Raw genomic sequence first — 24162 nt, forward strand, 5'->3', positions numbered from 1 at the left:
TGGATCTACCTACGTTGGGTTGCGTGAAAGCCCGTAGGCCGCCTCGATCGCCTGCGCCCGCTCGCCCCCACCCCAGATGTCAGCTACGAAGGCGTCGATCTGCAGCTGGCCGTCGTCACCTGTGCGCTGATCAACAGTGCCGGCACGGGACCGGTCTTCGATCAGGTTCACGGTGACGTTTGGCTGAGTGACCACAGGCGCCTGGGTGCTGCCGGCCGATTGGGTCGATACAACCGAGCCACCACCACCAGCCACCGATACCCGCTCGTTCGAGTTGATCGCCTCCAGCAGTGCCCGATTGCGCTTGGTCGCCGCGGCATTCACCACGAACTCGCCGTCGCTCAGGCGGGCCATGATGCTGTCGGAGGTGCCGGTACCGGCGCCGGACACGTACCCACCAGTGGCGAAGCCCGGGATCACGGCCAGGCTGGACGCCAGAGCCGTGGTCGAGGTCAGCGCGGCCGCTGCAGGAACGGAGTTGGCGCCCAGAGTTGCCAGGGATGCCATTGCCGCCGCCGGCGCCCAGGCCGTGGCCGTGGTACCCGCCAGGATCATGCTCTGGCCGGCCGCAGCGGTGCCGAGAGTGGCGTTCAGCGCAGCATTCAGCGCCATCTGCACGCCCATCTTCACGAAACCGGCGATGATCTCGCGCACCACGTTCGAAGCGATATCGCCAAGCGTGCTCATGGACAACTGCCCGCTCATGATCGCGTCGGTGATATCGGTCGAGATGGTGTTGAATGCGCTGGAGAAGATCGACTGCGTTTGCCCGGCAATGTCGCGCGCCTGGTTGCCGAAGTTCTGCACGGCAGCCGTCCACCCGTTGATCGGGTTGAGCATGGCCTGATCCATCTGCGCCCAGCCGGCCTGGAGCGCTGCCAGTTGCTGCGGTAGAAACTCGTTCGTCAGGTCGATCTGCGCCTGTAGGTCTTGGCGTTGCTTCTCCGTCGTGGCGTTTGCCAGTTCGGTGCGCAGCTGCAGGATACGATCGTTGGTCTGCTGCTCCAGCTGCACGCGCTGCTGCATGCGCTGCGTTTGCAGGTCGCCCATGCCAACACTGGCTGCATCCAAGCTGTACTGGGCGCGGTCATTGTCCAGCTGTTTTTGGAGCTGCGCCCGGTACTCCTCGGCCTGGGTCAGGCCCTTGGCACCCTTGATGGCGGCGGCGTAGTTGATCGAAGCCTGAGCCAGCGCCTTGCCATACTCCTCCTGGGTGATCTTTCCCTTGCTCAATGCCAGGTCGAGTTGGCCCTGCTCCTTGGTCAGCGCCCGGGCGGCCTGAGCCGCTGGGTCGTACTGGCCATACAGGCGAGCGAACGTATTTTCCGCCTCGGCCACGCCTCGATTGACGTTCTTCGGAGCATTCTTCTTCGCCTCACGCTCCTTGATGTCGGCGATTTCCTTCTCGATGTTCTTGCGCGACTGGGCGTATTTCGCTTCCTCTGCAGCGGTGAACACCCCGGCAGCCACAGCCTTAGCGCGCGCTTTGTCGAGGTCGGTCAGTTCCTTGTTCAGGCGCTGGGTTTGGGTCAACGAGCTTTTGTAGGACGCATCCAATGCGTCCAGGCCCTTGCGCCCCTCCTCCTGTATGCGACGGCGCTGTTGTTCCTCTTCAAGGGTTTTCGCGTTGGTCTGCTGGATGTCTTGCCGCTGCTTCAGTTCAGCCTGAAGGCTGGCGATGCGATCGCGGGCGTCGTTGTCCTCGTAGGCGGTGTCCAGCGTGCTCTGCAGGTAGGCAATCTTCTGCTGCAGCTGAGTGATGGCCCTGCCTTCGCTCTCGACGCTATTCCTGCCGATGCTTGCAAAGGCGTCAAGAACCTCGTTGGTGGCGTCCTTGATGTTGAGCCAGCCGCGTTCGATCAGCCCCAGGTTCTCGCGGATCTTGCTGGTTCGCTGACCCATCGCTTCCGCGTATGTGCGCTCAGCCAGGTCGGCGGCAGCCACAGCATTTCCCTGATCGGACAGGGCCTTGATCTGGGCGTACACAGAGGCAGTCAGGAATCGGTATTTCTCATCCAGTTCGACGATTCCGGCCACCGGGTCCTTGCCCAGCTTGATGAACTCGGCGACCGTGTCCTCTACTGCCTTTCCGGTGACGCGCTGCATCTCGACAGCCGTCGTGGTGATGAGCTTCAGGTTGCCGGTAGTGTTCGCGCTCGCGGCGGTGAGTTGCGCCAGTGCGCCGGCCGCCTGTCCAAAAGTACCTGTAACCTTGTCCGCAGACTCGGCCAGGCCGATCAACTGGGCCTCGGAGGCTTTCGAGAAGTTTCCGGTCAGGATCAGGCTGTCGCGCAGGGCATCGGATTGCTCGGACCCTTTGTAGTAGGCCAGGGCCAGCGCACCTGCGGCGGCGGCCGCAACAGTGAATGGGTTCACCAAGCCCAGGATGTACCCGCCAAGCGCCTGTGCTGCAGGTCCGATACCGCCGAACATGTCCTTGAGCTGGCCGCCCTGTTGCAGCAGCACAGTAAGCGGAGCCTGCCCACTCTGGAGGCTCACTGCGATATCGGTGAACTGTGCCGGGACGCCGCGCAGTGCAGCCTGGTAGGCCTTGGCCGACATACCCGCCTTGTTCATGCCTTCGGCAGTCTCACCAAGGGCATCTCGCATCGTGTTGATGCGCTGCGTGTACTCGACGAACGTGTCACTCTCGACGATTCCGGCCTTCTTGAACTTGGCCAGCTTCTCCTGCATGTCGTCGAGTCGCCCCAGAGCAGCAACAGTGGGGTTGATCTGCCCCAGCAGCTGGGAAAGCTCTTTGCGCTGATCGTCGAGGCTGCTGCTCACGCCATCGGCCGAAGTCGCTGCAGCATCGCCAGCACGTTCCATGCGCTCGAGCGAACTGGTCAGGTCGTCGGCATTGCGCTTGGCGCCCCGCGAGTCGATGGTTACCGCCAGGCGGGATTCCTGCGCCATGTCATTCTCCAGGCATAAAAAAACCCGCTCGAGGCGGGTTCTTTATCGATTCGTTGTTCAGTTGTGAGCGTCGTAGCACTCTCGGTAGGCTGCATTCTGGAATTCGGAGATTGCGGTGGCCCGCTCCCTGGCGTCATCAAAAACCCGAACCTGGTAAGCCTTCATAACCATGGCTTCCGAGAACTTGCTGCCGTCTCCCACCGAGTTGACAGCATCCTTCAGCAGATCGCCATCCTGCCGCGCTTTCATGGCCTCAGCCGCAAGATCCGATATTTTCTCGCACTGATCAGGCGCTTTCGCAAAGGTAGTGCCGGTCGGCATCAAGGCAATGGCGGCAACTAGCAGCAGTCGATTCATGGCTTCCTCCAATAGATGGCCAGAATCTAGCACAGCGCTGTGCCTATCAACGCGTCTTACGCCTGCCCTTACCTTCGGATTCGGCCAGGGCCTCTTCCTGTTGCTCATCCCACCGCCGGCGGAACTCGTCGTCCAGGGCGAAGATGGCGGCATCGAACTCTTCGCGGCATATCACCGAGGGGTAGCGGTCGAGATATTCGGCAATCGCGGCCGGCGAAATAGGAGCCGGCGCGCCGACCATGCCGACGTACTGCCGGGATCGGCCGATGTGACCGTAGGCCTCGAGGATCTCGGCCACCACATCGTCGATCTCGGGCGGCTCTTGGGCCTTCAACCCGAGGCGCTCATGTTTCCAGCGCTTCTTCTCGTTCTCCGGCCCGGCCCAGTCCCTACCCCAGCGATATGCCGCTACTGCTTTTCCGCAGTGGCCTGGGCCTGCTCCTCGATGCGCTTGGCGATGTCCAGGGCGGTGCGCAGGGCCAGGAAGTAGACGCTGGGCAGCTGCTCGATCAGCGCCTTGCACAGCTGCGGGGTGTACTTGGCTGGCTCGCCCGGGCGTTCCTCGACATCGATGCCCTGCCAATCCTTGATCAGGTGCTTGGCGGCCAGGTCGATGAACAGATCGTCGTCGGTTTCGAGTTCTACATCGGGGATGGAGTCGACGGTGAAGCCAGCGGTGCCCACGCCGGCCTGCTGGTTCAGTGCGGCGAGATGTCGGCGGATCACGGCCTGGTGCGACTTGTAGATCGGGTTGGCGATGGATGCGACCAGAATCGCGGCAGTGTCCGGCCCCTTGTCGCATTTCACGGCCAGGCCGTCCGGGCCGACCTTGAAGTGCACCCAACGCTCGCCGTTGATATCCAGTTCAGGCTTTCGTGCAATGGTGATACCCATGGAATTCCTCTGCGGTAAAAGGCCCGACGCACACCGCAGGACGCGCCGGGCAAAGGTTTAGGCGGTGACGGTGACAGCGCAGGTGTCGGTCTTGGTGCCATCTGCGGCGCTGGTCGCGGTGATGGTGGCGGTACCGGCAGCCAGGCCGGTTACCAGGCCGGTGGCGCTCACGCTTGCGATGGCCGGGGCCGACGAGGTCCAGGTGACCAGCTGGCTGGCACCTACCGGAGTTACCGCGGCTTCGAGGTCTGCGGTTTCGTCCACCGCCAGGCTCAGGGTGGCCGGGGTTACTTCCACCGCAGCAACGACGATGGGCGCCGGCAGGCGAGTAATGGTCGGCGGCACGCGGCGGGCGGTGTAGTTCAGTTCCACCTGGACGATGTCGGTGGCCCCACCGTCCGGCCAGTCGCCGCTGACTTCCATCTCGGGGATGAGGAAGGTGTAGCCGCCATCTGCGTTGCTCAGGGTGAACTCGAAGCTGAGCGAGTCGCCGGTCTGCTGAGCCTTCCAGTACTGGTACGCGGTCTTGGACCAGCTCAGGGTGATCGAGCCGCCCGGCACGAAGGTGGTCTGGATGATGTTGCCGGCGAACGGATTGCCGTTGCCGATGCATCGCTGGGTCTGCGAGTTGTTGGCGAACTGCAGGTTGAAGGTGTCAACGCACGCGTTGTCGTCACCCAGTTGCACGCCGTTGATCTTCAGCCCGGTCACATCCTTAAAGCCGTAGCGCCGCTGGTTGGCCTCGGGCGCAGGGCTGACGATGAAGGAAGTGTTGTCGGCCTTGTCCTGCCACGAGGTGGCCATGAACGTGGTGGTGACGCTGATCTCGTTGTCGTTCGGGACCTCGATGTTGATCGTGTCAACCTGGGCGCCGCGGGCGATGCCAGCGATACCGACGTCAGCGTCATAGGCGGCGATGGAGAACGAGATGCGCTCGTTACCCATGGTCAGGGTATTACCGGACCAGTTAGCGCCGAAGCAGGAGGCCAGGAACTCATCCAGGGCTCCGTAGCGGAACTTGGTCTCAATATCGCCGCCGACATCCACGGTCGTCTGTGCAGTGCCCTGCGACATCCGGCTTTCGCCGATTTCGTTGTTCTCTTCGGTGTTGTAGGTAGGCACCAGGCCGAAGCTGACGCGGGTCAGTACGTTCCATGGGCCCGGCGGGGTGGTCCCCGGAGTGACTTCACGAATCCACGCGGTCGAGCGCTTTGCACCACTGGACATGGGGTGTATCTCCTATCGATAGGCGTAAAAAAACCGCCATGTGGCGGTGCGGGATGGTTCGGCGCTCAGGCCGGGATTGTGCGGGTGACGATGATGGGCATAGGGTCGTCGTCAGGGCGGAATACGACTTCGTCGGGCTCAAGCTTGGGTTCGTGATACTCGACGGTGGACCCGTCGGCCTGGATGGCCAGGGTGGTGCTCCCTATGGCCCGGTCCACAACCTCGCCGTCGATGCGCACCTTCATGGTTTCGCTCATCAGTAGGCCCTGTAGGGGATGGAGACGTTGACCTGATACCAGCCGTTACCTTCGTCACCAACCACGCTTGGCGATGCAGCGAAGAAGTCCAGCGGCCCTTCTGGCGCGCTGTAGTACTCGAAGTGCTGGACCAAAGTGTCGGCGGCCTTGGTAATAGCCAGGTTGCCTTTGTTGCTCGGCACGAACAGCTGAACGATGACAATACCGGTGCGCCGAACGCTTGGGCCGTTGCCGACCTCTGGCGTACTGGATAGACCAGGAACATCCGCAAGCCTGGCCCAGATTGGCTTGCCTGCTGGACTGAATGGCCCCTGTGGGTTGTTCGGGTAGTCGATGGCATCGGCTGGAATCCCCGCCCACTGCTGCAGGCGGCCGATGATGACGGCGCGGATCTGTTCGAAGGTCATGAATAGGCCTGCGTGACGCCATGGAAGCTGGCTTCGTAGATACCCTTCGGCGGCGCTTGCTTGGAATGGCCATCTTCAAGGGCCTGGGCATATGGAAGGTTGTTCTGGATAAACACCTGCGTGTACGGCTCAAGCCCGCTCATGGCAGACAGGCCGCGCTGGATCGTCTCGCCGCCGCTCTTGTCCAGGTTCTCAGTGCTCGTGTAGACCGGCGCGCCCACGCTGACGATGTTATTGCCACGGAACCTCCCAGTGTCGACCGGCGACCGCAGCACGATTTCGTTGAGCATGGCCAGCGCAATGACGCGCACACGCTGCGCCAGGGCCTCTTCGACCAGGCCGGTGAACAGGCTTGGCGGTGTGCTCCATCCCCTGCTCTTGGCCATGTCTACTTCCTCAGCTGCATTCGGTAGGTGGCTGAAGCCGGGTCGGAGCGCACCGATTTGACCAGGTAGACAACCTGCTTGGACCGGTCCATCAGATCAGGAGCGGTGATCTTGTGCCCAACATGCGGGGTATCGCTGACCTCGTTGGCAAGCGCGGTGAGGCGCAGGTCGCCGACCAGGATGTTCACGTTGTCGATACGGCTATCTTCGTAGCGGGACAGCACGCCTCGGCCCGTGTATGTCACGGGCTGGGCCGTGGTTTCCTCGGTGGCGGGATCAACCACGCCGGGGCCCATGTACTCGCCAGTGAAGGCCAGCACAGCGTCGGCCAGGTCCGTATTGAACGCCTGGGCCAGGTCGGCCTGCAGTTCATCGCGAAGCCCCATATCAGCCCCTCACGATCTTGGTTTGGCCGCTGCTGTTCAGGTGATGCGCCAGCAGCGCCAGGGCGAACGACTCGCCAGCGCTGATGGTGCGGGAGGATTCCGAGTAGGTTTTGCTGCTGGAAACCCCGTCAGCGTTGACCGACTTGCTCAGCACGCCGGTCTCCTTGCTGCCGTAGATGTTCCCTGCCGCTGCCTCTCGGGCAATCTCGGCGCCGGCCTGGATGACGTCGTCCGGTACCGGATCGAACTCAGGCAGGCCGAGATTGGTAAGCCAGGTGTTGGCCATCAGCACCGCCCGGGCCTTCTGGTCGTCGGGCGCCCAGGTCGGCCCAAGCAGGGCGTCTACCTGCTCGACGGTGATGTAGATGATCATTACGCGGCCTCGTCCAGCAGCTTCTTGAGGTCTTCCAGGCTGGCGTCAGGGCTGAATTGCACGCCCTTTTCGTTCAGGGCGGCCTGCAGCTTTGCCTTCAGCTCGGCTTCTTCGGCAGCCTTCTTGTCGGCAGCGGACTTGCCAGCCTTCGAGCCTTTGGTTTCCTTCAGGGGCTCCGGGTGTTCGTAGCCATCGGGCGCGAAACGCGCATCGATGATCTTGTAGCCCTTCTGACGCAGTTCGGCCTTTCGCTCAGGGCTGACCGGGTGTTTCTCGTAAATCACTTTCTCGCTCATGGCGATCTCCTGGGAAAGCGCCCCGGAGGGCGCGGTACCGATTACTTGGTGGCGTCACCGATGGTCAGCACGCCGGCCGAGGCCTTGATGCTGTTCGCCACCAGGTCCCAGTTGGTGCCGGTGGACAGTTCGGCGTTGGTCGGCGACTTGCCGCCGTTGGCGGTGTCCCAGGTGTAGCCCTTGAGGCCCAGGCCGAAGGTGTAGTCGGCCTGCATGGTGGTCTCGATACGCTCCTTGCCGTTGGAGGTCTCGATGTTGGTGATCAGGTCAGAGCCATCCATCACCACCGCGGCGCCGTCGGCCAGGCTGAGCACCTTCTGCTTGTTCGGGGTGCCGGCCTCGTACAGCGCAGGGGCATCGGTGATGATCACGGCTTTGCCGAGGATGTCGACCACCTGCACGCCGGAGAACTGGAACAGGCGCTCGGCGTTGGCCAGGTTCTGGCCGACCAGCTTGTGGTACATGGCACCGGTCATGACCTGGGCCACCAGGCGCTGGGAAGCGTCACCGAACAACGCGTGGGCGTTGTTGATCGCGACGTAGGTCACGCCAGCAGTGGCCGAAACGTCGTTGGTGGCGCTCGGCTGGTTGCCAATGGCGCCGGCCAGGGCCGAGATGGCAGTGTTCAGCTGGTCCGCCATGATTGCTTCGGACAGGTTGCGGCTGATCACTTCCAGCGCTTCTTCCGGGTTCTTCTGGATCCAGGAGAGCTGGGAAGGCTCCCACAGGATCGGGCCGAAGCCGCCGGCGATCTTCACCGAGTCGTACTGCTTCTGGGCCAGCGGGGTGGACGCCTGGGCGCCGTTGGCAGCGTAGCGGTCGACGCGACGCTGGGCGCCGTGCAGACCTGCCCAGAACGATTCCTGCAGGAAGTCGCCGTCGATGCCCTGGGTAGTCAGGCGGATGGCACCGGCCGAGGATGCGTTGAACTTCTCGACATCCTGAGCCAGGGTCTCGATGGTGGTGCGCTTGAGGTATTCGTTGAACACCTTCATGTTCGAAAGGGCCATTGGGCCTCCTTATTCGCTTGCGGTCAGGCCCTTGATGGCTTCCAGGCGTTCAGCCTTGGTGCCACCGAAGTTGCCCTTCGTGGTTTTGTGCTGGCCACCGCCGTTCGGCGCGCCGCCGCCATTGGCGCCGGAGCTCTTCAGGATGTGGTCGCGATGGGGGTACTGCGAGACGAGGGTTTCGAGCGCTTCGTTGAAGTCGGCCAGTTCACCCGGACGAGCGCGGCTGAAGATCTTCTGGCCCTGGGCGTCGTACGCGACGACCTTGCCTTCCTCGATCTTGAAGTTGCTGCCGAAAGCGGCCTGGACCATGTCAGCCGGCACCGCCATCTTCTCGGCGATGAACTGGGAGCGCGCGAAGCTGCCGCCGATCTTCTCGGCATACAGCTGCTGCTCGAAGGTCTGCGCCTTGCCGTTGGCTTCATCCAGCTGGGTTTGGAAGGCCTTGCTGATTTCGCCCTTCACCTTCTCGATCTCGCCGGCATCCACCAGCTTCTTGGCGTCGAGGTTGGCGACGATCTCCAGGGCTTTCTTGGCGGCCGCAGCATCTTCGATGCCTTCGAACGCCTTCGCAGTTTTCTCGAAGCTGTCCGCGCGCTCGCGGTGCGACTTCGCCTCGGCATTCAGCCGGGTGATGGTGTTGCGAGTGCCGACCGCATCGAAGGCGACGTCCTTGCCGTCGTCATCGGTGTATACGGGCTTTCCATCTTCGATCACTGCGTACTGCTTGCCATCCACTTCAACGGTTTTGAGTTTCATCTCGTCTCTCTGGGCCATCCGGCCTGTTGGTGAGCCATCCGGCCCCAGGTCGCCCCGTCCATCCGAACCGCAGGCATGAAAAAGCCCCGCACTAGGCGAGGCTTTGCAATTGCGCGCCACGAAATGGCGCTTTGGTGTTTTGTGGCGCGGGCTACAACAGGCGCTCCCGGAGCTCATCGAGCGTCAGGAACTTGCCCTTGTCGTTGTAAAAGTCCTGCAACTTCAGCTTGTCCTGGCGCATCAGCTTTCCGCGCTCCGGGCCAAGGATCTCGTCCTGGCGGCCGGCAGGCTGGCGGGCAAGCCATTCGGCGTAGGTGGTCTGCTGCGGAACCTGGCCATCCATAGAAGCCCTGGTCGCTGCATCGCTGATGCCGAGCGAAAGAGCGCTCTTGAGGATTGGCAGCTTGGTCGAGCGGCAGCAGAAGTGAATACGGCCCGGGCCGGCTAGCCACGGCACCTTGTGCCCGATGGGCCGGTAGGTGCCCAATGTGTACGGCAGGCGGTCACGTATTCGGCAGGTCGTCGATGTCCGGTTGTCCAGAGTGCTCAGCCACTCAACATGGCTGATGATGTCGCTGTTGGCCTCGAACGCCTTGTCGCTGGCCGTCTCAGCCGTGCTGGACACAGCAGACCGGACAACCGCCTCCACCTCCCGGCGAGACCTCTGCAGGATGCCGTCAGCGTACTTCTCCGCCTTGGTACCCATGATCTGCCGGACGATCTCCGGCGTCGTGCGCCCTTCAAGCACGCCAGACCGCACGGCATCGCGGATCGACGCAGCACGGTCAGCCTCGATGCCCGCCATCCACTCGCTGAGCAGCCGTCCTTGGAAGGGTCTTGCCAGCGCAATGGCGCGTACCTGACTGAACTGTGCCACGGCAACCGGGAATCGCGCCTGCACAAGCTCAGGAACAGCCGCTGTAAGCGCAGCGGCCTGAAAGGCAATCTCGTAACTGGCCACGCCGTCGATTACGCCTGTGAGCGCCTGCTGCAGGCTAAAGAACGTCGATTGATTGATCCGCAGCACGGGCGCCAGAGCGGCATCGATCGCTGCAACGGACGCGCCGGCATCCAGGCTGTCGATGGCAGCGATGAGCGCTGCCCTCAGCTCAGGGTCAGAACTGTTCAGGATCCTGATGATCGCCACGACCTGGCTGTTGCTAAGCCTGGACAGATCAACTTCATGGCCGATCAGCTCGTCCAGTAGCTTCTCGTTGGCGGTCTTCATCACAGCGTACCGAGAGCCGGGCCCTGGACCTCAATCTTCGCCAGTTCCTCTTCCCAGTCGTATTCGTCGCTGATCACCCCACGGCGCTGCATCTCGGTGAACAGCGTCTCCTTACTGATCATCCCGGCATTGGCCATGGATACCAGGGTTGGCAGCGACACCTCCGGCATGTAGTCGACATCGAAGTTGCCGCGCATCTCGACGGTTCCGCCCTCGCCCAGTCCGCGATAATCGGCCATGAACTGGAGCAGCTGCGCCAGACAGTCGGCGAAGTGGTGCGCCATGCGTGCCAGCGGGGACAGTTCCTGGGCAGCCTCCTCCTCCGCCTGTGTGGCGGTCTTGGTGGCTGTTTTGTCCGGCGTCAGCAGCTTGGCCCCGGCCATGCGCATCTCGTTGATCAGGTCCTGCAGCGCGGTGCGACCCGCATCGACGGCCTGGCCGGTGTGCTCGACGTACTTAAGGTCGCCGTCCTTGGGCAGATCGGTCAGCTGGCCGGTGCCCACCTTGAACTCTGGCGGGATCACCTTCCCATGGTTGTCGTACTGGGCCTGGATGCCGATGCGCACCAGAATCGGCACGCGGATCACGTGAAGGATGTTGTCTTGGTCGCTCTGGCTCTGCCAGTGCTTCACGTTCAGGTGTGCAAGCTCAATCAGTGGCGGCTTGGCAGTCATGAACCCGGTTCGGCCCGTGTAGAAGGTGACCCAGGGGATCGCGGTCAGGCTGTTGGTGCCTTCCTCGTGCAACTCCCAGGTACCGCCAGATGCGGCCTGCTTACCGCGCACGGCCTTGGCTGACCTGCGATAGGTTCGCCAGGCGCCCGGCTCCAGCACGCGAATCTGCTCGACGCACTTGGCGCCGAACTCGCCATCTTCCTCCTCGACCACCTCGATGTAGCGGACCATGGTCAGCACGCCGCCCTTGGAGCGCCAACCCAGCACCTGCTCAGGCCTAACCATAACAACGTAAGGGCGCACACCAGCGGCCTGCTCGTCTGCCTGGGTCTTCAGTTCGCCCGCTGGCGGGTGATCGACGAAGGCATGACACAGGCCATGGCTCAGCCCCTCGGTGAAGAACCCGACAGCCCAGGAGTTGAGGTCATTGCCGGCGTGGTCGATGTCATTGGTCATCTCGACAATGGCCTCTGGCACATCGTCGCCCACCTGCAGCGGCTCGGCGAACACACGGGAGGTCATGTTGCCGACCGTCTCGGAGTACGCCGGCAGCAGGGTCGAAAGGCGCAGGCGCTCTTTGTAGGCCTCGTCGTCTTCAGCTGGGTATTGCGGAAGCAGGGTTTTGCCCGCGTCGCGCATTGCCATTGTCCCACCCATGAGCGGCGAGATCACGGCCCAGTAGGCGCGCATCGCGTCGACAGCGGGCAGCGTGATGCTCGGGTTATCGCTCATGTTCACATTCTCAGGGACTGGGTCGTGAAGACCGGTCGTTCAATTGGGTAGTCGTGGTGGATGAAGTAGCCGCCCGCATCGTTCGCGTGGTCCACGCCAGATTTCTTGTCAGGCTCGCCGTTGGCGGCCCATACCTGCTGCTCCAGGCCGTCTGCATAGGTCGGGCAGCGCAGCGGATTGACCAGGTAACGCCGCTCTCCATTCGCGTTGCAGAACATCGCGTTCATGGCGTTGATGCGGTCCTTCACTGGCGGGTTGGCGTCGGGCGCGATCACGCTAAACCCGGCCTGACGCAGGATGGCGATGTCCGTCTCGCTGGCGTTCACCGACTTGCGCGACCCGCCCGAGGCGTCGGGATAGATCCGGATCTCGCAGGACTTCTCGTAGTCCCGGCCGTTGTGCCGCCAATAGCGCTCCTTGATGCGCCGGATCATGTCCGGGGTATCGAAGCCGTCGATCAGCTCATCCACGGCCCTGGGCTTTCCGTCAGGCCGTTTGACATGGACGATCGCCGCCATCTTGCCGACGTTGAAGTCCATGCCGATGAACAGGGGCTCTCCAGGCTCTACGGTGTCGAAGCAGGAATTCAGCTTCCGGTCGTAGGCGTGGTAGATCGACCCCGAGTTCAGGTTGACGAACTGGCCGTTCAGGTAGGCCAGGATCAGCTGGGCCGGGTAGGACTCCATCAGCGACGGGATGTAGTCGGGCGGCAGGTTCAGCTCGTTGTCGAACGTGCTGGCTTGCACCAGACCGTATATGCCCTGCAGGGCCGGCTTCTCGCGCAGCTGTTTCACGAACTGCTGGTAGACGAACTTGAACCCCTCGGGGGTCGTCGTCACGTCCACGCCGTTCTTCAGCCCATGCACGTTGTAGCGCATCCGGGCAATGATCTTGCGCCAGGCGTGTTCAGCCTTCAGCGCGGGCAGAACATCGAGTTCGTCGACCAGAGCGTGCCCGATCTTGAAGCCCACGATGGTCTGCGGCTTCTCCATCGAGCGGCAGATGGTCGTGCTGCGGTACTGGCCGCCGCTGTAGAACTCGACCTCCTTGTCGCTCTCCTTCGTCTTGACCTTCAGGCCCCAATCGAAGGCGACCTCCTCAATGGTCGGGAAGAAGATGTCGCGGATCTGCGGGTAGGTCGGAGCAAAGTAGCCCGAATCAATCCTGGGCCACTCCCACACGTGCTTGCACAGCGCCGCGCAGCCTACCCAGGTCTTGCCCGAGCCGAACCCGGCCACGAAGCCGCGGAACTTGTTCTCCATCCGGAGGAAGCTAGCCTGTGGCACGTTAAGTGACGGCATCAGGCTTCCTCGCATCCACCACGTCCACCTGAACCCGGGTGGGCGGCACGTTGTCGTGGGGATTCTCGTTCTTGGTCTGGCGGTTCACGTAGACGTCGCCGACCTCTTTGGCCGCCTGCTCCAGCAACTGGGCAGTGAGCGCCATGTTCTTCATGGACTCGGCCTTCTCAGCCATCCTTCCCAGCGCACGGAGCCGGAATGCCCGGTTGGCGATAGGGATCTCGGATGTCTCTTCACGGAACCGCTTGCGCGTATCGTCGAACAGGGTCCGCCAGCGCTTGGCCAGATCTCGTCCTGCGCTCTTGGTAGGGTCATGCGATTCGCACTGCTGGCGACTCACCTCTATGCCGAATTCTTCTCGGACAGAGGCCGCCACCTGTGCGGGGGTATCGAAACAGGCCAGGGCCTGAACGATAAAGGCTTTCACCTCGTTGCTCAGGGCTGCCATAGGTTCAATTCCGTCTTAGGTCTGTCAAAGGTCAGGCAGACTTGAGCAGACAGGTTCCGCATGCCCTCGAAATGTTGATCTTGGCCACCTCAGGCGGCCGGCTTGCAGCGTCGATAAGCTGCTGTACGTCTTGACTGGCACCGTAGCGCCTCACCACTCCGACGAACTCTTCGACGTCATGGCCGCGCAGGTAGAGCTTGGGCAGCCCGTCCTGGGTGAACTTGGGCGCTCCGTACTCATCGGTCGCCTGGGCGATGTGGTACAGCTCGTGCTCGACCAGGGCGCAAAACTCAGCATCGGTGCACTGGGCGCAGTAGTCGGCAGCCAGGGTGATGAGGTAGGTAGGCTCCTCGCCGAACCAGTCACGCATCTGCTGCTCTTGCCGTGCCCTCTGCCATCCGCCAGCGCGGAACATCAGCTGTTCGGCCTGACCGAGAACCACCCGCCCCTGCTTGGCGAACCCTGTCGATGCCCAGAGCACGCCGATGTTGGCGTCGATCAGGTGGGCATGCTCTGGGTTGTGGATGCTACCGGTGTCGGCGAGGATCTCGCGCTGAATCCACTCCCAGACTTCAGGAGCTGGGCGCAACTCCAGGAACGGAGAGTCGAGCAGCTCAGCCGGCGGCATGGATCTGCTCATGGATCACCTGCGCCTTGAAATGATGGCTTGTTGCCGGTATTGATAAGATCCACCCATTCACTGCCAAGGTGAACCATGAAGCTTGATGTGACGATCGAATACGGCGCCAACGCTATCGACATCCCGACGATGCGCGACATAACAAGTACCGAGTATTCATCCTATATCGACGGCGATCTGTTTTTCGTCGATCACCACGACGTCTTGAGGGCTGTACTCGGTGAGTATCCTATTGCCACTACCTCTGCTCAGGTAGAACAGCTGATCGCTTATCTGCAGGGTGTCGCACAGCGAATGCGTCAAGCAGAGTGAGCCAAAGGCACCTCCCTGCGGCGAGTAGCTCTACCCCTCATCCGCCAGAGTAAGCCCCCCTGCCGGAAAGGGGCGTTCGATCGCCTCCCAGTCGGGATGCTTTGTTGTCACTCAAATACCAACGATGTATGAGTACGATTTTTCGAAGGAGATTCTCATGGCTTCGAATATGGAGCGCTTTGATCTGCTAACAGGTGCCGTTTTTGCTCAGCTCTATGAATCATTCCCTGAACCGGTGATCCTCGACCCCTATCATTTTCTGGCGCAAATAGCCCCTGAAGGACAGGATCAGGATGTCCAGAACGAACAAGCATTCGGCGCTATCGAATTCTTCGGCCACACCATTGACTGGCTGACACGAACTGGGTACCTGACACACACAACAACAGTGCGGAGGGAACTGTCGATTTTCGAAGACTGCGTCCTCACAGCGAAGGGGCTTGAAGTTCTCAAGGCTCTACCGGACAGCGTCACTGGAAAGAATTTCGGCTCTCTGCTACAGGACGCCGCGGAAAACGGCTTACTGGATTCGGTCAAATCTCTCGCCGGGAAGGCCCTTGCCGTCGGCGCGAGCATGAGTTACTCCGCGGCCGCGTCTTGGATCGCAAATCCTTAAATCACTCTTTCTCCAGTAGCACATCAATCAGCTGCTGCTCCGCCAGCCTGAACAGAGCCAGGGCCTGAAGATCATCTGCGGCCGGACCAATGCCGAACGCAGTCACCTTCCCAGCCGGGGAGCGCAGGGCGACCGCGCCGATCACGCATGGGTCGATGTTGCCCTGCTCCAGGTCGTCGGCGATCTTGCGTAGTGCCTTGACCGTGTCGCGCCACCCCTCTCGCTGGAACTCCAACACCTTCACGAGGACACCATCTTGTGGGTCTCAGCATGGGCGTGGGCGTGAAGAATAGCGGCAAGAAGGCCCTGAGGGAGGCCAGCGCTCTTGGCTGCATCGATAGCCTTGATCACCGCAGCATCCAGCTCATTGGTCGCGGCTACCACGTCAGCAGGAAGCGGCAAGGCGTGGCGCAGTCGGGTGACATTGGACATGGATGTCTCCGCGCCACGAAACGGCGCACGCTGGAAATGTGGTGCGACTACGGCGATACCCGATTGAGGGCCTCATCAGCCTTGTCGGCGGCCTGGGTAGCAGTGGTCGCAGCCTTCGACGCTTTGGTCGCGGCGCTCTCGGCCTTGCTGGTCAGCTCATCCAGGCGCTTGTCGCGCTCGGCCATGGCGGCATCGTAGGCGGCCCGGATCTCGGCCACCTGGTTGGCCTGGGTCGTGGCCATCGACCAGAACGCCGACTGCCAGCCAAGGACTGCCCCGCCGGTGACCAGCAGCGCGGCGATGATCCAGACCTCTGCCCGGCGCCACCAGCAGCGGGCTATGAATTCAAGTGCGCATCTGTCCATCAGGAAGCACCTCCCAGCTTTCCGCGCAGGCGGGCGAGCTCATCGCTCTGCGCAGCTACGCGCTCATTGAGCTGGCCGACCTGACTGGTCAGGGCTTCGATCTTGCCCTCCAGGCGCCCTACCGTAGCCACCAGATCGTTCCGCTCCTTCGCGAACTGATCGGCGCGGGCCTCAGCTTCTTTCCGGGCCTCGCGCTCGATGTCGAGCAGTTCATTCAAGCGCCGGACGACGCCGATGTCGGCGGTGTCCATCGCCCTGTCGGTGGCATCCCTGGACAACCACTTGCGCAGCCAAAGAAAGCCACCCAGCAATACAGTGCCCGTTCCGCCCAGCCAGGTGGCTGTGCCTGGGCCGAGGTCGGTCGGGTCCATCGATTACTCCAAGTGCGGGCCCATTGAGGCCCTCTTCAAAAAGCAAAAACCCCGCTCATGGCGGGGCTTGAAGATATGCGCAACAGCTAGATTGAACTGGCGAACGAATTCCATTCCTCGACAGCGCTATCGGCGGCCGACTTATGTTTTCGCATGGCATCTTCCTGCTCTTCTACGAAATCAGCAATGCACGACTTGTACTCCTCTGCATCAGAAAGGAACTGCTCGCGCTCGTAGCTATTCTGAAACTCGTAGGGGATGTCAGGCTGCGTGCAGTCGTGTGACGGCTCCACGATGTCAGCAAAGGCCGGCGTCGCAAGGAGAACTCCAAGCACCATAAGGGTTCGCATATTCCATTGCCTCACATGAAAAAGCCCGACGCTTGAGGCCGGGCTTTCTTCGCCACTCCTCAACACGCGTAGGAATGACATGATGAACAAATAATGTTGCAACGTTGCACGGGTGTCAAGCGGCATCTGCCATCAAAACGCCTTCCTCCTGAAGTATCTTGCTAGAGGCTTCCAGCGCTTCGGCCACCATCTCGTCAAGCACCTTCTCGATGGCCTTCTTCCAGCGCCAGTACGTGGTCCGGTTCAAGCCCTGGCCGTCCCAGGTGTTGATGTCGTAGAACTCGGCCGGCAGCACGATCATGTCGGTCGAGCGCTTCACGTACTGCTCGCGGCGCGCCTGGCCGGCGTCCTCGGGCATCTCGCCGCCAGCCAAGTGCTGGATAACACCGGCATTCAGCGATTCCCACTCCGCTCGCTCACGGGCCGACCGGCTCGCGATCTCGTTGCCCGATGACGCCTGCACGCCCTTCACCGGCGGAATGGCCCAGGCGGTGACTGCCTTGTACCGGAACAGGTTCGGCGCTTGGGTCGCAATCAGCGGTACCAGCTTACCGATCGCTTCAACCTTCTTGGCCTTGTGGGTCGAGAACCTGGCCGTCAGTGCATGCCAGTGCCGAGGGATCAGCTTGCTGTGCAGGCGGGCGTGCACCCAGCAGTCCACCAGCATCGCCGCATCCTTCCCGGAGATCTCCCCCTTCAGCTTCGAAGCCTGGACCTTCGGCTCGAAGTCGCCGCCGCCCACTCCGCTCATGGTTTCTGCCGCGAGGGCGCGCACTACTGCTGCCAAAACGCTCTGATACTTCATTGCTTGCCCCCTGCCTGCTTGGCCTTGCTCAAGATGAATTCTTCGTAGCTGCGCTTGCGGCGCACGGCGCCTGCCCATGACAGCGCCACACCGGCCACCACCATGAGGGCGGCCATAATCAAAAACCCCCACGCTGGCGTCATGCCGCTGCCCTCCTCAGGTCTTTGAGCTTCTGCCTGTACAGAGCCTTGATGGCCTGCAGGTCTTCGATGGTCAGACGCTGGGGCTTATGAGGCCCTTCGAGGAACTCTACGGCTTCGGCGCCAATGCGCTTCATCAGCCGGATACGGTACTCAACCGCGTTCCCCGACAGGTTCCGGTTGCACTTCACGCACTGGCGGTGGACGTTCAGCGGCTCGAACCGCAGCTCCGGGCAGGCGCCCACCGACCGGTAATGCCCGGCGTCCCAGCGGCTGCCGGTGATGAGGTCGTGGTCGCTTGGCAGCGAGTCGCAGCTGATGCACGGCAGGCCGGCGTCGCGCTCGCGGATGTAGGCGTTGAACGCGGTCTGGGCCTCGGCCATGTGCTCGCGGCGGGTCTTCAGCTTCTCTCGGCGCTCCTGCAGTTCTTGGCGGCCCTGCTTGGTGATCGCCTTGGCCGCAATCTTCTGCAGCTTCGGGTCCTTGGCCATGGCCTTGGCGCAGGAGATGCTGCACACCTTCTGCGTGGTCATGGTCGGCTTGAAGGGCTTGCCGCAACCTGGCGCTTTGCACTTCTTCGGCTTGGTCTCCTTGGCCAGTTTCATGCCGACCTCCAGATCTGTGCGCGCGTTTTCTTGCCGTTCTTTTTCGCCTCACGCTTCACTTTGCGCAGCTCCTCCTGCACCTGGCTGAGGGTCATTTCTCCGGACTGAAGCTTGGCGACCAGGGCCTGCCTGAATTCTGTACTGTCAGCCACAACCCCGTGCTCCTCGGCGATCTGCAGGGCTACACGCTTATCCAGGCGCCGGTCGTACCAATCACGCCTTCTCATGCGGCCTCCTCGCTCAGCAGATCGCTGAACACCACACCCTGCGGCGCGAACTCGGCCACGATGCGGTCGGTGTACTGGCAGCCCTGGGCCCGATCGAACAGCCGGGTCACCGGGAAGCCATCCGGACCGAACATCGCGCACGGTCCCATCAGGCGAAGCTTCACCTCATACGGCAGGTGGATGAACGACTCGGCCCAGCCGGTGCGGAACTCATCGCAGCCAGCGCGCATGATCGGCACGCCGAAGTGCAGCTTGCAGTACCGGCGCACATCCTCGATGTCGCCCATCTCGGTGCTCTTGGCGATGCGGTCGTACATGGCGAACCACAGGGCGTTCTGGTCCAGGGTGCGATCCTTGCCCGGACGCATGGTGACCACGACGAACTTCTTGTCGCGGAACAGACGGGTGAGCATGGTTACGGCCTCGGACAGCTTGGCTTGGCTGTTGACGCTTATCTTCTCGGTCATTGAAGCCCCCTCATTGCCCTATCAACGACCGCGCACAGCTGTGCATCACCGCCACTCAGCAGGCGTGCCATACCGCTCTCGCTCTGGTTGTCGACCAACACGTAGGCTGCCCGCACTCCGTTTTTCCGGCAGGCAGTGATAAACGCCATGTCGAACCCGCGACGATGCGCGATTGGCTGATGGTCTTCAGGCGCGTCGTTATCCACGCCGAGCAGCTTGTGCAACACCTCGTGCGCCTCGTTGACCATGCCCTTGTGCAACAGGTCGTGCGCCTGGAGAACCAGTTCTCGGTCAATGTTCATGGCGCCACCTTCAGGCCCTGGGCCTCGATGGCTTCACGACAGTCATCAATGGCTTCGTCGTAGTGCTCCGCCTCTGGACGAACAAAACCGCCTTCGCTGATGTTGTGCGCGCTGATCTTGGGCGGCAGCTCCACCACCACGGCCTCGCGGGAAGCCTCCCAGGCCCACAGAGCGCAACCCATCATCGCTGCAGCCTCAGCGTCCTTTGCCTCTTGAATGTCTGAGGCGCCAAACCCGAACTGCGCTCGGAAAGCAACATCGAATTCGGCACGCATCTCGTCGGTCATACTCCCTCCCCGGCCGGCTGCCCGGCGCGCTTGATGTTCAACTTGGCGAACTGACTCATGCGGCACCTCGCTGTGCAACGCGGAATTGCTGACGGTCGAGAAACGCTTTGATGGCGGACTCGCATGGGCTTGGCGCTGGCAGTCGGGCCATGCGCTCGGCATTCACCGGGGCGTGACCTTCGCGCAGGATCTTTTCCATCTCGGATCGGTCGGCGCGGGACAGGAAGAACTCTTCCAGCATGTCGCCAATCGGCCGCACCCAGTCGTAGCCGTCAGGCCGCGCAGCACGGATGATCGCGAGCCACATGCCCGGGCAAAGGAAGTCGCGAATGACCTGATGCAGGTAGTTCGGGGACAGATTCCCAGTCCAGCCACTTGCGCCTCGCACCAGAAAACCGCAGTTGCAGATTCCACGGTCGTCAGCCTGGGGAAGGCCCACCAGGAAAAACACCTCGCGCCCGGTGCGCTCCATCACGGCTTCAGCCTTCATGATTTCTTCGGCGGTCGGGGTCTTGCCTTTGACCTCCAGATACACGCCGACATTCGGCAGCCAGAAATCCGGCAGGTAGAAGCCCTCATCCACGCGAACCAAATCAGGCTCGTACAGGTAGAAGATCCCGGCGGCCTCCATCACCTTGACCCACATGAGCTCGGTGTAGGAGCGAAGGCGGTAGCCCTCGTGGTGGTAGATCGTTCTGCGCTCTCTCATCAGAAGTTCACCTTCACGACATTTTCCTGCTTGGCGCGACTGGCCAGAGGCATGAATCGGGACCGGTCACCCTGGAATGCGGTGGCCACAGTGCCGATCTCCCCGTCGCGGTTCTTGCGGATCAGGATTTCCCCGATGCCCTTGTCCTGGGTGTTCGGGTGGTACACCTCATCGCGATACACGAACATCACGATGTCGGCGTCCTGCTCGATGGCCCCGGATTCGCGCAGATCGCTGAGCACAGGGCGCTTATCTGGGCGCGCCTCGCAGCCCCGGTTGAGCTGGGACAGCACGATCACGGGGCAGCCAAGCTCGCGGGCCAGCAGCTTGATCTGGCGCGACATGGCGGTGACATCCTCGGTACGCCCCTTGCCCTCGCCTTCCATCAGGCCCAGGTAGTCGATCACCACCAGGCCTAGGCCGCCCATACGGTTCGCGTAGCGGCGCGCGATGGAGCGGATGCGAGGCATCGTCATCACAGGAACGTCGGAGACGCAGATCGGCGCATCACGCAGCTTGAGCGTGGCGGCCGCCAGTTCTACCCGGTAGTCAGCGGCACATACGCCTGTCTTAAGCGATGGCAGTGGGATTCCTCCGACAGCCGCGATCAGGCGGTCCATGAGCTGGGTCTTGGTCATCTCCAGGCTCACCACCAGCACTGGCTTTTGCTGGGCGATAGCCACATCTGCGGCAACGTTCATGGCGAGCGTCGTCTTGCCCATCGCAGGGCGACCAGCAACCACGATCATCTGGCCCGGCTTAAGGCCCTGGGTGAATTTATCGAGGTCGGGGATACCCGAACCCAGGCCTTCCATCGAAACGCCGTTCTCGTAGCGATCCAGGCGCTCCTGAAGCACCTCCACATGCTCGGCCATGATGTCGCCGATCATTTGGCACTCGCCCTCGCTTCCCGATGCGTCCAGGCCTAGCACGATCGACTGGGCCAGCGAGATCTTGTCCTCGATATCGGCCTGCTCGTGCGCAACCTCGTTGATGCGCTCGGCGGCGGCGGCGAGCTGACGGCAAATTGCCCGGTCACGGATGATCTGGGCGTAGGCCTTGGCGTTTGCCACGCTCGGCGTATTCGCCTGGATCTCGCCGGCATAGGCTAGCGTCCGTGTGCCACTGGGAAGTTCGGCACGGCGATCGCTCAGGGTAATCACGTCGACAGGTTTGCCATCGGCATGCAGCTCAAGAATCAACCGGTACAGGTCGGCGTTGTCGTCCCAAGCAAATGCCTCGGGCGAGAGGGCGTCGGACAGAACATCGATCAGGTGCGGCTGGCGAAGCATGGCGCCGATAACGCCGTGCTCGGCTTCAAGGCTGTGAAGTTCGTTCATTGCGCAGCCTCCGAGATCTCGCGGAACACAGCGCGGCTGACCAGGGCCTCCAGCCGAGGCTGGACGTTCTGGCCACGGAAGAACACCTGGTTGCGGTTGTTGGCCTTCTGAAAGAATCCGAGCCAGAAGCCCTGCCCGCTCTGGTGATCAGGCGACTCGTTCCAGCGCTCGGCGATCATGCTGCGCAGAACCTTGTCGCTCTTTACGGTCACGGCTGGCAGGTTCGGGCAGACCTTGTGGTACAGGTCGATGATCTTATCCACCGGCACGCCTGCCTCACTGGCACCGTTCGGGCTGCGCTTGAACGCACGGCCCAACCAGTTGACCAGGAAGCGGCGCCAGTCCTTCTTCGGCTTGCTGCCGGTGGCCCAGGCTGCCGCACGCTTGATCTCCGCTTCCACGTCGATCGGTGCATAGGCCTCTGCCCATTTGGTGATCAGGGTGGCGTCCACTTCGAAATCTTCGCCAGTGAACACAACCAGCTTGGCTTCCGACTGAGCGGGCTCAGCCCCCTGGGGGGCAGTAATCTGTTCCGTAGGAACAGTTACTAGGGGTTTTTCTTTCGTATAAAGAAGGGAGTCGTCGGAAATTGGTAGTTTCGCTACGTTGTCGGAATTACCAATTTTGGTAGTTTCGACTGATTTTGGTTGAGTCGATTGTTCCTTTTTCGGCTCTTGGTACACCCATTCAGACGGCGAGCAGATGCCGATTTCGCCACGGCTACCACCAACCCGGTACAGCACTCGACGGGCCAGCAGGCTGCTGATCGCACGCGAAACGTGCGCAGGCAGGATGTTGGTCATCTTGGCCACTTCGTCGGCAGTAATGCGGCGCTCTGTCAGGTTGTAGCCGATCACCAAGCGAGCAATCGCGTGGATAGTCTTGAACTCAGCTGGCGACAGGTGAACCGCTGCCAGAGCGTCCATCAGCTGATTGTCCATCCGGGTAAAGCCCCCGGCTGATTTGAAGGTGAAGACGTTACTCATGGGCTGCTCCAAGGCGCTGGGCAGCCAGGAACGCATGCAGGTGATGCAGGCATTCACGGACGAGCTGTCGTTTGGATTGGCGCGAGTACTGGGAGCGGACCAGGCGAGCGGCGTTCACAGCCGATTCGAAATGGCCGCGCGCCACGAAACCGTGCCTCGCATTTTGTGGCGCGCCACTGTGCGGCGCTTGTATACTGGGATCCTGCAGATGCATAATTCACCTCAGAGTTTTGTGTGCTGCAGAGAGCCGGGGTGCCACCCGGCTTTTTTGTGCCCGCCGTTTGCCAGTACCTCATGAGGGACTGGCGCCCGGGTCCCTAATTAGGGATCGGACGGTTACCTCGGCGCCGCGAACGGCACTACGTTGTTGCTCTTGGGCTTCCCCCGCTGCGCGAGGAAGTGCGTGGCCTTCTTCAGGATCTGCGCGGCGAGTTCATCGGTGCTGACACCAACCTCCTCCGCCCAGGCCTCCAGGTCCGCGAAGTCATTCCGGCGGAACCGGGCGACCTCTACGTCGTGCTGCTGTACCGCTTCGTTTGCAGGCGACATTCGTCCTCCCATGACCTATTCAGGCCCTGGCCTTCTTCTCGTTGATCAGCGGCAGGTGACCGTGCTCTTTCTTGAACGCCAGCGCGGCCAGGATGATTTCCCGGGCCAGCACGCTGTGCTGGGCCTTTAGCTCCAGGGCGTATCCCTTCAGCTCGTTGAAGTCCTCGTCATCCAAGCGGACCTTGACCTGGTGGTCGTGGCGGTGTGCTTTGTCGTCGTAGGCCATCGGGTGATCCCCTGGATGCTTCGGTCGTTTGTGGTTGAGTGTTAAGAGGGCCTCCGCCCTACCCTGAAGAGTCCCTCGCAGAGACCCTCATTGGGGTCACCAACTGCAAGACTTTGGCCTTCCTTCGGCCAACCACTGATAGAGCGCCACTGGCTACAGCCGCTTCGAACACCTGGTTCATCGCTGTGCTGAAATCCCAGCCATTTGCCCTCATCAGCCCCTCTACTCGCTGCCGCACATCTGGCGACAGCTGATCAAGCTGTACGGTCATTTAGGCCTCCAAAGGGCCTTCAGCCCGCGATATCTTCTTGCTGCTTGTCCTGCATCAGCTCCTCGATAACGCCGTTGGCTACGGCCCACTCGATGATTTCGTACAGATAGGTGGCGTGCTGCATGCGGGTCTTGCTCGCGGCCTTGCGCAGGATCCGGTCGAGCACGGGCTCGAAACGGACCTTCACCGGGATGGCGCGCTTCTGATTCGGGTCTTGGTACATGCTTGGTTGGCTCCTTGCGGCTATGAAATGGATCAGGCAGCAGACTTCTGAGACGGGAACGGGCGTTGCTCGACCGCCTCGAATCCGCCATCGGGAAGCTCAAACACACTGATGTCGCGCTTGGCGATCAGCGCCTTGTGGATTGCCGGAGCCGTCACACGAAGAAGCCTTGCGGCTTCGGACTGCCCTTTTTCAGCAACAAATTTGTCGAGGGGGGTCGCATTCATGATCAGGCCTCGGTTGTTCATAAGCCCGATATTAACCATCGGTTGATTCTTTGTCCATACCGAT

The 24162-nt window shown here is 61.8% G+C and carries 38 protein-coding genes and 1 pseudogene; 2 read left to right on the forward strand and 37 right to left on the reverse strand.

Going from position 1 to position 24162, the window contains the following annotated elements; translation table 11 throughout:
- Window positions 1-9 precede the first annotated feature (9 nt).
- From H620_RS0107980 to H620_RS0108065, 18 genes are all read right to left on the reverse strand, one after another.
- Window positions 10-2916, reverse strand: a complete 2907-nt coding sequence (locus H620_RS0107980; RefSeq protein WP_027907109.1) for a phage tail length tape measure family protein — start codon at window positions 2914-2916, stop codon at window positions 10-12.
- A 57-nt stretch (window positions 2917-2973) separates the two neighbouring features.
- Window positions 2974-3273, reverse strand: coding sequence for a hypothetical protein (locus H620_RS0107985; protein ID WP_027907110.1), 300 nt, complete (start codon window positions 3271-3273; stop codon window positions 2974-2976).
- 46 nt (window positions 3274-3319) lie between these two features.
- Window positions 3320-3607, reverse strand: a complete 288-nt coding sequence (locus H620_RS0107990; protein WP_027907111.1) for a hypothetical protein — start codon at window positions 3605-3607, stop codon at window positions 3320-3322.
- A gap of 74 nt (window positions 3608-3681) precedes the next feature.
- A complete protein-coding gene (locus tag H620_RS0107995) occupies window positions 3682-4167 on the reverse strand; it encodes a hypothetical protein (protein WP_027907112.1) in 486 nt (161 codons plus the stop codon).
- A gap of 57 nt (window positions 4168-4224) precedes the next feature.
- The gene (locus tag H620_RS0108000) at window positions 4225-5394 is read right to left on the reverse strand and encodes a phage tail tube protein (RefSeq protein ID WP_027907113.1); all 1170 of its coding nucleotides are present in this window, start codon (window positions 5392-5394) and stop codon (window positions 4225-4227) included.
- Window positions 5395-5459: 65 nt separating this feature from the next.
- Window positions 5460-5651: a hypothetical protein gene (locus H620_RS0108005; RefSeq protein ID WP_104883542.1), complete on the reverse strand. Its 192-nt coding sequence runs from the start codon at window positions 5649-5651 to the stop codon at window positions 5460-5462.
- Complete coding sequence (locus H620_RS0108010) at window positions 5651-6058, reverse strand: phage tail terminator-like protein (RefSeq protein ID WP_027907115.1); 408 nt, start codon at window positions 6056-6058, stop codon at window positions 5651-5653. Before H620_RS0108010 ends, H620_RS0108005 begins: the two co-directional genes overlap by 1 nt.
- A complete protein-coding gene (locus tag H620_RS0108015) occupies window positions 6055-6444 on the reverse strand; it encodes an HK97 gp10 family phage protein (protein ID WP_027907116.1) in 390 nt (129 codons plus the stop codon). The genes H620_RS0108010 and H620_RS0108015 overlap by 4 nt, the downstream gene beginning before the upstream one ends.
- A 2-nt stretch (window positions 6445-6446) precedes the next feature.
- Window positions 6447-6830, reverse strand: coding sequence for a hypothetical protein (locus tag H620_RS0108020; RefSeq protein WP_027907117.1), 384 nt, complete (start codon window positions 6828-6830; stop codon window positions 6447-6449).
- A 1-nt stretch (window position 6831) separates the two neighbouring features.
- Complete coding sequence (locus tag H620_RS0108025) at window positions 6832-7203, reverse strand: hypothetical protein (RefSeq protein ID WP_027907118.1); 372 nt, start codon at window positions 7201-7203, stop codon at window positions 6832-6834.
- Complete coding sequence (locus H620_RS0108030) at window positions 7203-7499, reverse strand: hypothetical protein (protein WP_027907119.1); 297 nt, start codon at window positions 7497-7499, stop codon at window positions 7203-7205. The genes H620_RS0108025 and H620_RS0108030 overlap by 1 nt, the downstream gene beginning before the upstream one ends.
- Before the next feature lie 41 nt (window positions 7500-7540).
- Window positions 7541-8509, reverse strand: coding sequence for a major capsid protein (locus H620_RS0108035; RefSeq protein ID WP_027907120.1), 969 nt, complete (start codon window positions 8507-8509; stop codon window positions 7541-7543).
- A 9-nt stretch (window positions 8510-8518) separates the two neighbouring features.
- On the reverse strand, window positions 8519-9265 hold the full coding sequence (locus tag H620_RS0108040) for a DUF6651 domain-containing protein (protein ID WP_013972415.1): 747 nt from the start codon (window positions 9263-9265) through the stop codon (window positions 8519-8521).
- A gap of 151 nt (window positions 9266-9416) precedes the next feature.
- Window positions 9417-10493 (reverse strand): hypothetical protein, encoded by a 1077-nt coding sequence (locus H620_RS0108045; protein ID WP_049818731.1) that lies wholly within the window; start codon window positions 10491-10493, stop codon window positions 9417-9419.
- Complete coding sequence (locus H620_RS0108050) at window positions 10493-11899, reverse strand: DUF4055 domain-containing protein (RefSeq protein WP_049818732.1); 1407 nt, start codon at window positions 11897-11899, stop codon at window positions 10493-10495. Before H620_RS0108050 ends, H620_RS0108045 begins: the two co-directional genes overlap by 1 nt.
- A gap of 2 nt (window positions 11900-11901) precedes the next feature.
- On the reverse strand, window positions 11902-13200 hold the full coding sequence (locus H620_RS0108055; RefSeq protein WP_027907123.1) for a terminase large subunit domain-containing protein: 1299 nt from the start codon (window positions 13198-13200) through the stop codon (window positions 11902-11904).
- Window positions 13187-13648: a DUF2280 domain-containing protein gene (locus H620_RS0108060; RefSeq protein WP_027907124.1), complete on the reverse strand. Its 462-nt coding sequence runs from the start codon at window positions 13646-13648 to the stop codon at window positions 13187-13189. Before H620_RS0108060 ends, H620_RS0108055 begins: the two co-directional genes overlap by 14 nt.
- A 31-nt stretch (window positions 13649-13679) precedes the next feature.
- Window positions 13680-14288, reverse strand: coding sequence for a putative metallopeptidase (locus tag H620_RS0108065; protein ID WP_027907125.1), 609 nt, complete (start codon window positions 14286-14288; stop codon window positions 13680-13682).
- A 75-nt stretch (window positions 14289-14363) separates the two neighbouring features.
- Between H620_RS0108065 and H620_RS0108070 the strand changes: the two genes are divergently transcribed.
- Entirely contained in the window at window positions 14364-14600 is a 237-nt protein-coding gene (locus H620_RS0108070; RefSeq protein ID WP_049818734.1) for a hypothetical protein, read from the forward strand.
- Window positions 14601-14757: 157 nt separating this feature from the next.
- On the forward strand, window positions 14758-15216 hold the full coding sequence (locus H620_RS25610) for a hypothetical protein (RefSeq protein WP_049818735.1): 459 nt from the start codon (window positions 14758-14760) through the stop codon (window positions 15214-15216).
- Window position 15217: 1 nt separating this feature from the next.
- On the opposite strand, the gene H620_RS0108080 is transcribed toward H620_RS25610, so the two are convergent.
- The 19 genes and pseudogenes from H620_RS0108080 to H620_RS0108180 form a co-directional block, all read right to left on the reverse strand.
- Window positions 15218-15460: a hypothetical protein gene (locus H620_RS0108080; RefSeq protein WP_027907127.1), complete on the reverse strand. Its 243-nt coding sequence runs from the start codon at window positions 15458-15460 to the stop codon at window positions 15218-15220.
- Window positions 15457-15648, reverse strand: a complete 192-nt coding sequence (locus tag H620_RS0108085; RefSeq protein ID WP_027907128.1) for a hypothetical protein — start codon at window positions 15646-15648, stop codon at window positions 15457-15459. Before H620_RS0108085 ends, H620_RS0108080 begins: the two co-directional genes overlap by 4 nt.
- 47 nt (window positions 15649-15695) lie before the next feature.
- Window positions 15696-16013: a hypothetical protein gene (locus H620_RS0108090; protein ID WP_027907129.1), complete on the reverse strand. Its 318-nt coding sequence runs from the start codon at window positions 16011-16013 to the stop codon at window positions 15696-15698.
- A complete protein-coding gene (locus H620_RS0108095; protein ID WP_027907130.1) occupies window positions 16013-16384 on the reverse strand; it encodes a chemotaxis protein in 372 nt (123 codons plus the stop codon). The genes H620_RS0108090 and H620_RS0108095 overlap by 1 nt, the downstream gene beginning before the upstream one ends.
- Before the next feature lie 86 nt (window positions 16385-16470).
- The gene (locus H620_RS0108100; protein ID WP_244880954.1) at window positions 16471-16860 is read right to left on the reverse strand and encodes a hypothetical protein; all 390 of its coding nucleotides are present in this window, start codon (window positions 16858-16860) and stop codon (window positions 16471-16473) included.
- Window positions 16850-17539 carry a hypothetical protein gene (locus tag H620_RS0108105; protein ID WP_027907132.1) on the reverse strand — a complete coding sequence of 230 codons (690 nt, stop codon included), beginning with the start codon at window positions 17537-17539 and terminating at the stop codon, window positions 16850-16852. Before H620_RS0108105 ends, H620_RS0108100 begins: the two co-directional genes overlap by 11 nt.
- Window positions 17540-17678: 139 nt before the next feature.
- Entirely contained in the window at window positions 17679-18284 is a 606-nt protein-coding gene (locus tag H620_RS0108115) for a recombination protein NinG (RefSeq protein ID WP_027907133.1), read from the reverse strand.
- Window positions 18281-18511, reverse strand: coding sequence for a hypothetical protein (locus H620_RS0108120; RefSeq protein WP_027907134.1), 231 nt, complete (start codon window positions 18509-18511; stop codon window positions 18281-18283). Before H620_RS0108120 ends, H620_RS0108115 begins: the two co-directional genes overlap by 4 nt.
- On the reverse strand, window positions 18508-18978 hold the full coding sequence (locus tag H620_RS0108125) for a NinB/YbcN family protein (RefSeq protein WP_027907135.1): 471 nt from the start codon (window positions 18976-18978) through the stop codon (window positions 18508-18510). Before H620_RS0108125 ends, H620_RS0108120 begins: the two co-directional genes overlap by 4 nt.
- Window positions 18975-19280: a hypothetical protein gene (locus tag H620_RS0108130; protein WP_027907136.1), complete on the reverse strand. Its 306-nt coding sequence runs from the start codon at window positions 19278-19280 to the stop codon at window positions 18975-18977. Before H620_RS0108130 ends, H620_RS0108125 begins: the two co-directional genes overlap by 4 nt.
- Complete coding sequence (locus H620_RS0108135; RefSeq protein ID WP_049818736.1) at window positions 19277-19567, reverse strand: phiTE_015 family protein; 291 nt, start codon at window positions 19565-19567, stop codon at window positions 19277-19279. The genes H620_RS0108130 and H620_RS0108135 overlap by 4 nt, the downstream gene beginning before the upstream one ends.
- A pseudogene (locus H620_RS27740) lies at window positions 19564-19653 on the reverse strand (replication protein P); the annotation flags it as partial. The gene H620_RS0108135 and the pseudogene H620_RS27740, both read right to left, overlap by 4 nt.
- Window positions 19623-20276 (reverse strand): PDDEXK family nuclease, encoded by a 654-nt coding sequence (locus tag H620_RS0108140; RefSeq protein WP_027907138.1) that lies wholly within the window; start codon window positions 20274-20276, stop codon window positions 19623-19625. The pseudogene H620_RS27740 and the gene H620_RS0108140, both read right to left, overlap by 31 nt.
- A complete protein-coding gene (dnaB, locus tag H620_RS0108145) occupies window positions 20276-21616 on the reverse strand; it encodes a replicative DNA helicase (RefSeq protein ID WP_027907139.1) in 1341 nt (446 codons plus the stop codon). The genes H620_RS0108140 and dnaB overlap by 1 nt, the downstream gene beginning before the upstream one ends.
- Window positions 21613-22602: a replication protein gene (locus H620_RS0108150; protein ID WP_027907140.1), complete on the reverse strand. Its 990-nt coding sequence runs from the start codon at window positions 22600-22602 to the stop codon at window positions 21613-21615. The genes dnaB and H620_RS0108150 overlap by 4 nt, the downstream gene beginning before the upstream one ends.
- 336 nt (window positions 22603-22938) lie before the next feature.
- Window positions 22939-23151: a hypothetical protein gene (locus H620_RS0108160; RefSeq protein WP_027907142.1), complete on the reverse strand. Its 213-nt coding sequence runs from the start codon at window positions 23149-23151 to the stop codon at window positions 22939-22941.
- A 19-nt stretch (window positions 23152-23170) separates the two neighbouring features.
- Window positions 23171-23377 (reverse strand): hypothetical protein, encoded by a 207-nt coding sequence (locus tag H620_RS0108165; protein ID WP_027907143.1) that lies wholly within the window; start codon window positions 23375-23377, stop codon window positions 23171-23173.
- 290 nt (window positions 23378-23667) lie between these two features.
- Complete coding sequence (locus H620_RS0108175; protein WP_027907145.1) at window positions 23668-23871, reverse strand: hypothetical protein; 204 nt, start codon at window positions 23869-23871, stop codon at window positions 23668-23670.
- 32 nt (window positions 23872-23903) lie between these two features.
- Window positions 23904-24098, reverse strand: a complete 195-nt coding sequence (locus H620_RS0108180; RefSeq protein ID WP_027907146.1) for a Cro/CI family transcriptional regulator — start codon at window positions 24096-24098, stop codon at window positions 23904-23906.
- Window positions 24099-24162 lie beyond the last annotated feature (64 nt).

This window comes from Pseudomonas taiwanensis DSM 21245 (assembly GCF_000425785.1).
Taxonomy (GTDB): domain Bacteria; phylum Pseudomonadota; class Gammaproteobacteria; order Pseudomonadales; family Pseudomonadaceae; genus Aquipseudomonas; species Aquipseudomonas taiwanensis.